Source organism: Granulicatella balaenopterae, from assembly GCF_900111135.1.
Lineage (GTDB): Bacteria > Bacillota > Bacilli > Lactobacillales > Aerococcaceae > Granulicatella > Granulicatella balaenopterae.
Genome location: NZ_FOGF01000004.1, coordinates 19,064 through 31,191, shown reverse-complemented (window position 1 = coordinate 31,191; position 12,128 = coordinate 19,064). Strand labels below are relative to the sequence as shown.

Sequence of the window (12,128 nt, the reverse complement as noted above, 5' to 3'; positions counted from 1 at the left end):
AATTTTTACTTTTTCCAAAAAAATAACGCCACACAACCAAACTTAATTGGTCATGTGGCGAAAACATTTCAGGAAAATCCACTCCCATTTTTACAAATGAGTTTCTATTTATATCTCTATTAATTTATACTCTATCTAACTAAAAATGTCAATCCTTCTTTACTGATAGTATGTGTCTGAAATTTAGTTAGTAAAAAAAATATAGAATTAATAAAGTTTTTTACAAGGTTAGAATAGTGCAGAAAAGGTATTTCTCATACCTCTTCTTTACACTATTATAATACCACAAAAACACTGATATATCAATGTTTTTAGCACTTTTTCTAAAAGTTTTTTTTGAATTTTTTTCTAATATATTTAGGGTTTTTTAATTCTTTTGGTAATTCTATCACCTTGATATTTTTGACATAATTTCTTGCAGAAACATTTATTTTTTCGTATTCTCCATATTCATTAATCCATTTTCCAAAAAATAAATCATCTAATTGATCTTCTTGAATATCAATTATCATTTTAGCAATCGTCTCCGCATTAGTAACCGACCAATACATTCCTCTATTTTTCATTCTATTCGTTATCTTTGTATGTTGTGATTCCATAACACCTATAGCTATAGGCATATCAAGGTGTCTTTTTGCAGCGGATGAAATATATTGAAAATTCCTTAATAACCTTTTAGAAAAAGTACTAAAATTTTCTAATAAGATAGGATTTCTGATATTAGATTCTATAGTATGCAATATTAATTTTGTTTCTCTTTTTTTATGTGCATTGATAGCACCATATAGTTTATTAAATAATTGTTCGTCAATACATTCTTTTTTTACTAAAAGTTTTTTAAATGAAAATAAAATAGTTTCTAAATGATATTTATCCCAAAAATGTTCATGTTTGCAATTATAAACTTTAGCAACTTCACGAAAAACATAAGGAGTATATCCGATTCCCATATCTGAATTTGAAACAATAATCGTATTTTTTGTCAATTTATAATTATTTTCTAAATATAATAATATATCTTCTCTAGCTTTTCTATTATTATGAGATATTATTTCATGTTTATTTTTTAATTTTTTACGATTACTATATTCAAAATTAAAACCTTCATGGATAATAAAATGTGAGAAGTCCGTACTATTATTATTATTTGTTTTGACACGTACTCCATCACCTTCTAGAAATAAGATTTTTGGTTCTTTTTTATTAATATTATTTGATTCCATATAGTATTCATAATCCTTTTTCTTTTTATATAATTCCCCTGCTAATTTCACCGCTTTTAAAACTGTATCTTTTGTAATAGTTATATTTTTTAAAATTTTAAAAGTATCCACTACTTGACGATAGGACATCTTGGTAGCTAATTGTGCAACTTCATACAGTAGTTCTTTTGAAAACCTTGTATATTTTTCTAATCCTAATTCTTCATCAAGTGGGTAAATATAAATCCCATTTTTTAAATAACATTTACGACTGATTGTAACTTCTCCAAAAGTAAAAAGTACCGTTCTTGTAGCAGTCTTTACATATTTCCAACCTTGTCCTATTAATTGGATATGTAAATGGTTGGATAACATCTTTATTTTTTGCTCAAACGATCTGATATTTTCTTGTTGTAATTCTTGTTGTAGGCTCTTTTCATTTAATATCATTGTATAGTTTACTCCTTTTATTTTTTCCTATTTTAGTATATTATTTTTCAACTTATTTTCTCAATTTTATTTTTGTTCTATATTTAATTGATAATAAAGCAAAATCTACTAATAAAAAGGTGCAAGTTTTTTTAGTTTTTGGGGTTCCTCCACCTCCACCACCCAAAAACATTAAAAGGATAGCGTTTCTTCATGCTTCAGAAACGCATTGACTTCTCGCCAAATTGGCGAGAAGTTATAACTCACTCCTCCCTCCAGCAAGTATCGTCACGGCATAAATTCCCTCACTTCGTTCGGTCAAACATTTATACGTTCCTCCACTTGCTTCCACTCGTTCGCTTCGTATTCGTAGAAAGTGTAAGGTAAAACAATTAAGGAGGAAATAAAAATGAGTACAGAAGATACAAAAAGACTAGCACTCGATAAATTGTTACTTGAAATCAAAGACAACAAAAATAAATCAATTAATGTCATTCATAATTGGTTATGTGAACAGTCTGATAATGACTTATTCCAAAACATTCTAAAAAAGGATAAAACTATCATTGACGCATTTAAGTATTGCACAGAAAAAGCTAGAAAATTAGCCGTTTCAAATTGTGCAATGGTAGAAGATACAACTGTTTATCAATGGATTGTTGACTACTATGCAGATGATACGATTGTTATAAAACAAAACAAAAAAACTTCCGTTCATTCACATTCACAAATCACACCAACAAAACCTATTACCTTTTCATCTAATAATGAAGAATCGAAAGGAAAAGAGCAATTAAGTTTGCTTGATTTTCTATGATACCGTTAGAAAAAATAATAGACAATCGTTTGAAAGCTCCAAAATCTTTTTTTGAATGGTGTGAATCGTTAATTCCGATGTATGAATGGAGTAACAAAGAACAAACTATTACAAGCAATCGCAAAAATTGTAACATTATTAAAAAGCGTTTGATGAAAACTAGTCGTCTAACATTTAAAGAAAGTCCAAAATTATGTGTTATTTATCTTGTAACAAAAAAACGAATCGAAATTCAAAGCTATTATGTGTACTCTGAATATATTGATGGAATCCAATATATTGATATTCAATTATTGAATTTAGAAAGATTACAGGATAATCAACATATTGCAATTGGTAGAACATGGAGCGGTTGGCAATTAGGTTGTACTCGTCTTCATGATGGTATTAGTGTTTATGCTAATGCTCATATCTATCAAAATGATTATTTTACCAAAATTCAAACTATATCAGAATTAAAATATTTGACATTGCAAAAAAATATTTATATCACTGATTGGAAACGGCTTTACAAATTTAGAGATAAAATTGAATTTTTACAAAAAATCAATTGTTCCCTAGCTAACGATATTATTTATCCTCCAGTTTATGGTGGGATTGATATGAGAATCGTTACAAAAAAATGGTTAAAAGAAAATAAATCGAAATTAAAAAACCAAAAAATAGATTTTAATGCTTTTGAATTACAACACAAATTACAAAAACAAGGAGTAAAAGTTGTTTCTGGAATTGAAAAATTAATGAGTTATACAGATTTAAAAGACGTTCCACCAGAATTAAAATTAGTCCGTTTTCAAAATTGGCTCATTAAAAATAATAAACCTTTTACCTACTATAAAGATTATTTAAAAATGTTAGAGGAATTAGATATCATTAGTAGATATGAAAGAGTATTAATGCCTAAAAATCTTGAATTAGCACATGATGAATTAGTGGAGCAAATCAATAGACGGAATGCAGAACGTAGAAGATTGCATGAGGAATGGTTAGCTAAAGATAAAGCTGAAAAAGAAAAAATCATCTCAAATGGGTTTAAGAAACGGTTGACTAACGATAAAAAATTAGAAAAACAAATTGAAAATTATTTATTCAAACTACCGCAGACCGCAGATGAATTACAAAAAGAAGGTGAAACATTACATCATTGTGTCGCAAACTATGTAGAAAAACACGCTACTGGTAAAACAACCATTATTTTAGTCCGTGATATTAATGAACCAAACAAACCATTATACACATTAGAAATCAATACAAAACGAAAACAAAAAATTCAATTCTATGGAAAATATAATCAAACACCAAGCGACCACGCTAACCAAATACTTGAATCGTATTTACAAGCTATCTAATAAATAATTAAAATAAGTCCTCTTAATCGAGGGCTTTTTTTAGTTTTGGCGGCTCCTCCACCTCCACCGCCCCAAAACATTTTTGAGTTTTTTGGGTTCCTCCACCTCCACCACCCAAAAACATTAAAAGGATAGCGTTTCTTCATACTTCAGAAACGCATTGACTTCTCGCCAAATTGGCGAGAAGTTATAACTCACTCCTCCCTCCAGCAAGTATCGTCACGGCATAAATTCCCTCACTTCGTTCGGTCAGACATTTATACGTTCCTCCACTTGCTTCCACTCGTTCGCTTCGTTTTTGTAGGAAGTGTAAGGTTAATTTATTCAAGGAGGAAATGAAAATGAGTAAAACAGTTAAAACAATTATTATCAAACAAGTAGACGTATGTAAACAAACACGACCTATCGAACTAGAAAAGATTAATACAATTTATCCTTATGTATTAATTGACGATGGCATTAATGGTATCCCTAGTGAATTATCAAATATTGAAATACAATTAGATATGTTATTTGCTGAAATGGAAATATTATTTGTTTCTAATACAAATCATTATGGCGAATTTATCAATTTACTAGCTGATTATTCAGATACTATTGGAAATCTAACCATTGAAAAAATTTCATATCTTTTAGAACTATATGAAAGCTATATCAATCATAAAACATTAGAATGGGAATCTTACTTACCTTTTTTAAATTGGAAATACAACCAAGAGTTTGAATTAATTAAATTATGTGGGTCGCTTAGTGTCGAATATACTTATGCTTGTGTTCCATCAAACATGAGTGATGAGGAAATCAAAAAACTTGAAACAATTATATGGAATACTGGTACACAGTGGCTAGTGATTGATAGCGATACAAATGAAGTATTAGATACTGTTTATTGCTATACCAATAATGAAACAGATGAACTAACACACTATGCGAAAGAAAATAATTATCATAGTTTTTATATTATCAAAGATTCTGAATCTGATATAAAAGAATTTAAAATAAAAGTTACAGAAACACGTACACAATATATAACTGTTTATGCAACAAATAAAGAAGAAGCCAAAGAAATAGCACATACAGAATATGAAGAGTACAGAATTGATTTTGAAGATAATGACGACACCACTTACGACATATTTTTAATATAGAATGAAAATCACCCCTTAGTGCTAATAATAAGCACTAAGGGAATGATTAAATAGCAATTATTATACTTACAAGGAGGAATAAATATGAAAAAATTTAAAGACAATTTTACTTATGATAAAAATCAATTTATACAACTATTAGAAGATTTTAACTGTAATAGTCGATTGTATATAAACTATGAACCGTGGCATGGATATGGTACTCGTCATCTGATTAGTTATCAAAAAGCCGTAAAGGTATATAAAAAATTTACGGAAGGAATAGATAATCGAAACACTACATTTTGTGTTGGAAATAAATATAATAATAGCGTTATTTGTTTTAATAACATATGGCTATTAGAGATTGGTTTATATAGTGATGATAGTGGGATAGTTAGAACTCCTCTATTAAAAATCGAATTTCCTCAATGTACAAACTCAGGAACTCTGAACGGAGAATACAGTTTATTTCTTGAAAAAGCTATACCATTGAATATTGATAACGGTATATATAAGGAGGTTATATAATGAATCAGTATCAAATAGCAACACTATTCAATGAACCTATTCTAGTTTTAGATGGACGTATTTCTAAAAATGAATTAGAACTAGTCAATAAATTAACATTAAATCAGTTTGGTATTAGACATGATGATGAAGGTTGGGGCGAATGGTGTCAAATAAAAAAATCAATATGGGTCAATCATTTAGTAGATATTATTTCTGTAACTAATTTTAATCTTGAATCTGATAATGATTATAAAATTATTGATGATGAAAATGATATTTCATTTCTTGATGAGTGGTTAACAATAGAAAATTTTAAAAATAAGTATACGGATGAAACTCCTTTACTATAACCTTACAAAAAATAAGTCCTCTTAATTGGGGGCTTATTTTTAGTTTTGGCGGCTCCTCCACCTCCACCGCCCCAAAACATTTTTTGAGTTTTTGGGGTTCCTCCACCTCCACCACCCAAAAACCCCTGTGAACTAAAGTGTACTCCTCTCTATATATCTGGACTTGATCCATTTTGTTTCAAATAAATAACTCACTCCTCCTTGCAGCAAGTATCGCCATGGCATAAATTCCCTCACTTCGTTCGGTCAGACATTTATACATGGCTCCACTTGCTTCCACTCGTTCGCTTCGTATTCGTAGAAAGTGTAAGGTAAAACAATTTAAGGAGGAAATAAAAATGAGTGGATATTATAACTATTCAATGAGTAACAATGCTGTTAGTGCTTATGAAAGCGGTGAAAAACCATTAAGCAAGTGGTTAAAAAAAGATTTATTGGATGAAATTATTGATTATTATGTGGAAACAGATAACCAACAAAATCTATTGTTATTACCATATTTAGCCAAAGTAAAAGTAAGTACATTAAAATCTAAATTATTATTCAATAGTAGTTGGCACCACACTAGTAATTATTATAATAAAACTGAATTTTATTCTTTAGATACGGATAAATTAGATGAATTAACTGATACTATCGTATTAAATTGGATTGAACAGGATAAAGCAAACAGAAAAAACAAGAAAAAAGATACTGGTTACCCTGCCAAATGTAAATTTTTGGAATGGAGTGGTACACGTAAACACCCTAAAGCAACCGAACATATCGAGATTGGCATTATTCGAGGAGAATCATTTTATCGTAATAATGGCAAGCGTAAAAGTATTTATGCTAATGGATTTAAAATTTTAGAACGACTATAACATAAAAAGGAAGTTTATAAAATGAATCAGATAATTATTGAATACTTAGCAGATAACTTTCACTTTAATGGAATATATTTACGATTAATTGACAATATTCTAAAAATAAAAGCATTAGAATCAGATGAATTACAAGCCATTATCTTTTTGGAAACGGTTCTTGAGGATGTATATCCTCAAGAATTGCAAACCGTTTTAAAAAATAATCATTATACTTATAAATAATAAAAATAAACCTTTCGCCAAATTGGCGAGAAGTCAAAAAAAGGAGTAAATAAAAATGAAAAAAGAATATAAAAAAGATGGAAATTATTACAATGTATACAATGACGGTATTTTAGTAGGTTCAACTAAAAATATCAAACAACTAAAAAAAGATGGTTATATTGAAAATGATGAAATAGTGGATAATTGGGAACTAATTTATAAAGCTTTACCGCAATTTATTTTCAATAAACAAGGTTCTTTACGTCACTTAATTGAAACCCCAACACGTGGCGACGGTACAACATTTATAATTGAAGTAAGTCCTAGTCTATTAACCCCAAGAGATAAAAAATCATTTGGCGAGTACCTTTTTAAAAATGAATATCTTAAAAACAGAGATATTACAAGCACTATATTTATTAATACTTATTATCATGATAATGAAGGAAATTGTTTCGGTTGTTATAATCCTACTATAAAAAATGGATTAATTAATCCGGAAACTATAACAGTAGCAACACCCCAAAATATCATACAAATCATTCAAAAAACATATGAAATGTATAAAAAAGAAGTAGCATAAGATATTACTAACTTACAAAAAATAAGTCCTCTTAATTGGGGGCTTATTTTTAGTTTTGGCGGCTCCTCCACCTCCACCGCTCCAAAACATTTTTGAGTTTTTGGGGTTCCTCCACCTCCACCACCCAAAAACATCCGTGAACTAAAGTTTACTCCTCTCTATATATTAAAACTTGATCCATTTTGTTTCAAAAAAATATAACTCACTCCTCCTTGCAGCAAGTATCGAAACGGCATAAATTCCCTCACGTTGTTCGGTCAGACATTTATACGTTTCTCCACTTGCTTTCACTCGTTCGCTTCGTTTTTGTAGGAAGTGTAAGGTAAAACAATTTAAGGAGGAATTGATGATGATTAAAATGTTAGATTTTACTAATATAGAATGGGTTGAAGAAAGAGAAATAGCAATTGATGATGAGTGGTTGGACGACATTTTAAATGGACACACAGAAGAAGAAATTATTGGATTATGCTTACAACATAATTGTTTATCAAGCAGAAGAGGTAATTTAACTTTATCAGTTGTGTGGTCAGATGGAACTAGCACCCTATATTCGGATTATGGCGGTCATTGGTGCGATGGAGTCCATTTTGTTTAAAGGTAGTAAATAAATATATTATATAAGGAGATATTGATATGAATACAAATGATATTTGTACAATTGCTGAAGGTTTAGAGTGGATGGTAACAATTGATAATCAGTTTATTAGCTTTGAAAACTTTACTAGTTATGGCAAAAATATAGTGATTGAATTTTCACTAACTGATAGTAAGGAATTGATTAAGGAATTTTATGATTATATTGCTTCATATGATGTCAGTTATAATGCTTATATATGGTTAGGAAATGATGGACACGGTAAAAATGGAGCGCCTTATGATATGAAAGACGTATACGATAGCTCACGTGAAGAATTAGAACTGTTAGAAAAATTATATAACCAACTGTTTGATTACTATTATTATCAATAAACAACAAGAAAAGGAGAATGAATATGGATTTCAAGGAAATGAAACAAACTATTTTATCATTACAAAGAGAAGATTACGAAAATTTTATTAAGGCGATTATTAGCATTGAAAAAGATACAGAAGATGAAGAACTTTTAGATGCTTTATATGATTATTATATAGACGTATCTGATTTATGTTTGATTAATGATGAATTTGACGATGCAATTTATGTTTATGAAGAAGATGACAGCGAAGAGCCATTATGTCGTAAAATGTTAAATAGAAGTTATTTCTAATTAAAAAGGAGAGATAAAAATGGGATTAGACCAAAATATTTATATTATCAAACAAAATAAAGAATATGGAAAAGATGAACGTTATGGAGAAGAATTTTATTATTTTAGAAAGGTAAATTCCTTACAAGGATTTTTTGAAGAAAAATTTAATATTGATAATTGCGAATATATCGAAATTGACGAAGATACAATTGATGATATTATTACACGTTGTAAGGTTGTTTTAGAATATCCTAAATTAGCAGATGATGTTTTTCCAACTACTGAAGGATTTTTTTATGGAAGATATGATTATAATCAATCTTATTTTGAAGATGTAAAAGACGTGTATAACTGTTTTTCTGAATTGAAAAAACTTTTAAATCAATTAGAAAAAATATACTATACTTGTTGGTATTAAATAGATATGGTATAATAATAAATGAAAAGGGACGTGTTGACGCACGTCCCAAATAGAAACCTAAGCGGTGGCTATTTATTAATATTTGTTTTAAATAACCGTTCCCACTAGAAAAGGACGGTTATTTTTTTTGTTCTGTTTTAATTATTGCAAAGACGAGTGTTAGTATTGCAATAATCAAACTGCAAAAACTAATCATCAAGTCTAATGCTTCATAAACAGTCAACACGCTACTCCTTTCCAGTTGTAATACTTAATTTTCATAAGCACCACCCCCTTAAATTTGTAGCCACCGTCTTTTTATAGATTTCTATACTATTATTATATCACAAAAACATCTTGAAAACACTATTATATCAACGTTTCTAGCCTTTTTTATAAGGGCTTATTTTTAGTTTTGGCGGCTCCTCCACCTCCACCGCCCCAAAACATTTTTTAAGTTTTTGGGGTTCCTCCACCTCCACCACCCAAAAACCCCCGTGAACGAAAGTGTACTCCTCTTTATATATCAGAGCTTGAGACATTTTGTTTTAAAAAAAATAACTCACTCCTCGTTCCAGCAAGTATCGCCATGGCATAAATTCCCTCACTTCGTTCGGTCAGACATTTATACATGGCTCCACTTGCTTCTACTCGTTCGCTTCGTATTCGTAGAAAGTGTAAGGTAAAACAATTTAAGGAGGTAAAGATGATGATTAAAAGAATTGATTTAACTGGTAGTTATTGGGAAGAAGATTGGATTGCAATTGACGATGAATGGTTTAATAATATTTTAGATGATTATTGTATTAAAAAAAGGACAATGGGATATTTCCCATCGCCCTTTATCATTGATTTCCTCTTCTATTTCTTCTTTTACTTCTTCTACTTCATTATCTTTGGTATCAATATTAGTTACTTGATTAATTACTAGGTAATTTTTTTGTATTAAGGTACTATCATAAACTTAATTCCATGTCATTTTTATTCGCTAGTGATTGTGTATTTTTACGGCTTCTTGAATTTCTAGTTTTTTGATTGCGGTTAAATTTATTTTTATTAATAATTTGTTTTTTAGTAATTTCTAATTCTTCTTTCCATGTGGACGCATAAAATGGTTGAATGGTTGCCATTGTTTTATCCGGATAATCAATACGCAACTCTTTTAAGTCTCTTAAAATTTTACGTCCTTCATCACTTCTTTCTGAAACTAAAACAACTGAATCAACATTTTTAAAAATAGAAATTCTTTCTTTCATAACCGCCAACTTTTGTTGCTTTGTTAATCCAGCTAATGATACTAAGTGCATATCATTTATATTTTTTTCATTTAATGTCCAATATTCTAATAATTGTTTAGGATTATTGAATACTAACATATTTTTTGGTTTTCCTAAAGATATGCTAAATGTATCAAATTTACTTGCTCCATCTGTTCTTTCAAATTGATTACCGTCTTGTATCACTCCTCCTACAATTCGCTTGTTTCTCATAAAATTAAAAACAATTTTTTTATTATCAGTTACATCTAACATATCATGTTCTGTTAACAAATTCATGATACTATTACTAATCAAATTAGTAACCCCATAATTTTTTATAAACTCTTCTTTATCAAATTTTGGATGAGTATCTATAACCTTAGGAGGTGTTTGTTCTACTGGTGCTTCTGTTTCAATTTCTGATTCAGAATTTTCTAATTCTTTTGTTTCTGGTGTTTCAATTATTTTTTCTTGCACTTGCGAATTATTTTTTTTGTTAACTAAAATATCATTCCAATCTTTTTCAGTAAAATTTTTAATATCATAATCATTATTTTTATAATATAAATAATAATCTTTTAATTGTTTTTCGATAGTAAAATCACTTTTACTAATTTTGATAAGCATTTCCTCTGAACTGCTTTGCTTTGGCAATCCATCTAATGTAACAGGTGCATCCTCGATTAAATTAGAAAGACGTTTTTCAAATTCTTCCATTGTATAACTAACATTCGGTGAAGTATAATCTGTAAAATAATGCGGACCTTCTTTATGGAATGCTTTTTTAGACAATGTTCCGCCGTTTTCAACTTTATGAATTGCCATAATTAATGCTTTATCAACATTATACTTTTTGGAATATTTGTCATAAATATCAACAAAATCTTTTTGGATAGTATAAAAATTAGGAATAATACTATGTAAATCAATTGCTTGCGTTTCTAATGCTTGTTTTCCTTTTAGATAAAAGCTTACTCCAGCTCTATCCAAGTCAGTACCAATATATACCCCTTTTGTTGGATATACATCAAATTGTTTTTTATTATTGATATAAAAATTAGATATAGATCTAGTTTTTACTCCATCCATTGCAATCAACCGACAATTCTTTAATTCTGGATGCAAGGTATAATAACTTAATAAGTCGATTGGCGCTTCAAATACATAAAATTTATCTGGAGTTCCTAAAGAAATATTGAACCCTAAAAATTCAGAATTTTTTGCAATAAATTTTTTTGGTAATTTATTCCCATCTTTATCAAAATTATCTTTTATTCTTTGTTGTGTTGCTCCTACTACTTTTCCATTGGGTTTTCCATTTTCTGTCCACACAAAAATAGCATTACCAAATTCATCTTCTCGAATTAAGTTAGCTTCATGCAATTTATCTATTAAATATGGAGATAATTTTCTTTCATTTATTAGGTAATTTCTAGCTCTATAAAAATTAGGTGAATCATTATAATAGTATTCAAATGGTTCTTTTGTTTCTTCATCTGCTGTAAAGTCAACAATTTTTTCTTCACGTTTTAGAGTCAATGCTTTTTTAACTGCTTCTGGAAAAGTAGCATTTTCAAATTTTTGAATAAAGTTTATAATATTTCCATTTTCCGCTTGACTATTATGATAATAAATATTTTTCCGCAAATCTATTACAATACTATCACTACCATTGATTTCTACATTCCAAAAATTACCTTTTTTTCGTGTAAAATTTCCAATACCTGTCAATTCAATGTATTCTTCGATTGGTAATAAAGTCGCCTCTTTAATTTCTTCTCGTGTATAAAAAGCCAT

16 protein-coding genes are annotated in these 12,128 nt (G+C 28.9%); 13 read left to right on the top strand and 3 right to left on the bottom strand.

Features of this window, described 5'->3' with window-relative positions; all coding sequences use genetic code 11:
* Nucleotides 1–323: 323 nt before the first annotated feature.
* Nucleotides 324–1,652, bottom strand: a complete 1,329-nt coding sequence (locus tag BMX09_RS01620) for an ISLre2 family transposase (protein ID WP_089745958.1) — start codon at nt 1,650–1,652, stop codon at nt 324–326.
* Between the two features lie 388 nt (nt 1,653–2,040).
* Between BMX09_RS01620 and BMX09_RS01615 the strand changes: the two genes are divergently transcribed.
* From BMX09_RS01615 to BMX09_RS01555, 12 genes are all read left to right on the top strand, one after another.
* A complete protein-coding gene (locus tag BMX09_RS01615) occupies nt 2,041–2,448 on the top strand; it encodes a Cas9 inhibitor AcrIIA9 family protein (protein ID WP_089745957.1) in 408 nt (135 codons plus the stop codon).
* 77 nt (nt 2,449–2,525) lie between these two features.
* A complete protein-coding gene (locus BMX09_RS01610; protein WP_177159490.1) occupies nt 2,526–3,797 on the top strand; it encodes a PcfJ domain-containing protein in 1,272 nt (423 codons plus the stop codon).
* 341 nt (nt 3,798–4,138) lie between these two features.
* A complete protein-coding gene (locus tag BMX09_RS01605; protein WP_089745955.1) occupies nt 4,139–4,945 on the top strand; it encodes a hypothetical protein in 807 nt (268 codons plus the stop codon).
* Between the two features lie 84 nt (nt 4,946–5,029).
* Nucleotides 5,030–5,455, top strand: a complete 426-nt coding sequence (locus BMX09_RS01600; RefSeq protein WP_089745954.1) for a hypothetical protein — start codon at nt 5,030–5,032, stop codon at nt 5,453–5,455.
* The gene (locus BMX09_RS01595) at nt 5,455–5,787 is read left to right on the top strand and encodes an LPD28 domain-containing protein (RefSeq protein WP_089745953.1); all 333 of its coding nucleotides are present in this window, start codon (nt 5,455–5,457) and stop codon (nt 5,785–5,787) included. Before BMX09_RS01600 ends, BMX09_RS01595 begins: the two co-directional genes overlap by 1 nt.
* Nucleotides 5,788–6,125: 338 nt before the next feature.
* Complete coding sequence (locus BMX09_RS01585) at nt 6,126–6,650, top strand: hypothetical protein (protein WP_089745951.1); 525 nt, start codon at nt 6,126–6,128, stop codon at nt 6,648–6,650.
* A 21-nt stretch (nt 6,651–6,671) separates the two neighbouring features.
* Nucleotides 6,672–6,875 carry a hypothetical protein gene (locus BMX09_RS01580; RefSeq protein ID WP_089745950.1) on the top strand — a complete coding sequence of 68 codons (204 nt, stop codon included), beginning with the start codon at nt 6,672–6,674 and terminating at the stop codon, nt 6,873–6,875.
* A gap of 55 nt (nt 6,876–6,930) precedes the next feature.
* Entirely contained in the window at nt 6,931–7,440 is a 510-nt protein-coding gene (locus tag BMX09_RS01575) for a hypothetical protein (RefSeq protein WP_089745949.1), read from the top strand.
* A gap of 349 nt (nt 7,441–7,789) precedes the next feature.
* Nucleotides 7,790–8,038: a hypothetical protein gene (locus tag BMX09_RS01570; RefSeq protein WP_143054362.1), complete on the top strand. Its 249-nt coding sequence runs from the start codon at nt 7,790–7,792 to the stop codon at nt 8,036–8,038.
* A 38-nt stretch (nt 8,039–8,076) separates the two neighbouring features.
* Nucleotides 8,077–8,412, top strand: coding sequence for a hypothetical protein (locus BMX09_RS01565; RefSeq protein WP_089745947.1), 336 nt, complete (start codon nt 8,077–8,079; stop codon nt 8,410–8,412).
* A 23-nt stretch (nt 8,413–8,435) separates the two neighbouring features.
* Nucleotides 8,436–8,690: a hypothetical protein gene (locus BMX09_RS01560; protein ID WP_089745946.1), complete on the top strand. Its 255-nt coding sequence runs from the start codon at nt 8,436–8,438 to the stop codon at nt 8,688–8,690.
* 19 nt (nt 8,691–8,709) lie between these two features.
* The gene (locus BMX09_RS01555; RefSeq protein ID WP_089745945.1) at nt 8,710–9,090 is read left to right on the top strand and encodes a hypothetical protein; all 381 of its coding nucleotides are present in this window, start codon (nt 8,710–8,712) and stop codon (nt 9,088–9,090) included.
* 121 nt (nt 9,091–9,211) lie between these two features.
* Here the strand turns inward: BMX09_RS01555 and BMX09_RS10420 are convergent, their stop codons facing one another.
* Entirely contained in the window at nt 9,212–9,319 is a 108-nt protein-coding gene (locus BMX09_RS10420) for a putative holin-like toxin (RefSeq protein ID WP_407645242.1), read from the bottom strand.
* Between the two features lie 462 nt (nt 9,320–9,781).
* Between BMX09_RS10420 and BMX09_RS01545 the strand changes: the two genes are divergently transcribed.
* The gene (locus tag BMX09_RS01545; protein ID WP_177159489.1) at nt 9,782–10,003 is read left to right on the top strand and encodes a hypothetical protein; all 222 of its coding nucleotides are present in this window, start codon (nt 9,782–9,784) and stop codon (nt 10,001–10,003) included.
* A gap of 25 nt (nt 10,004–10,028) precedes the next feature.
* Here BMX09_RS01545 and BMX09_RS01540 read toward each other — a convergent pair whose 3' ends face one another.
* Nucleotides 10,029–12,128: a DUF3991 domain-containing protein gene (locus tag BMX09_RS01540; RefSeq protein ID WP_089745942.1), complete on the bottom strand. Its 2,100-nt coding sequence runs from the start codon at nt 12,126–12,128 to the stop codon at nt 10,029–10,031.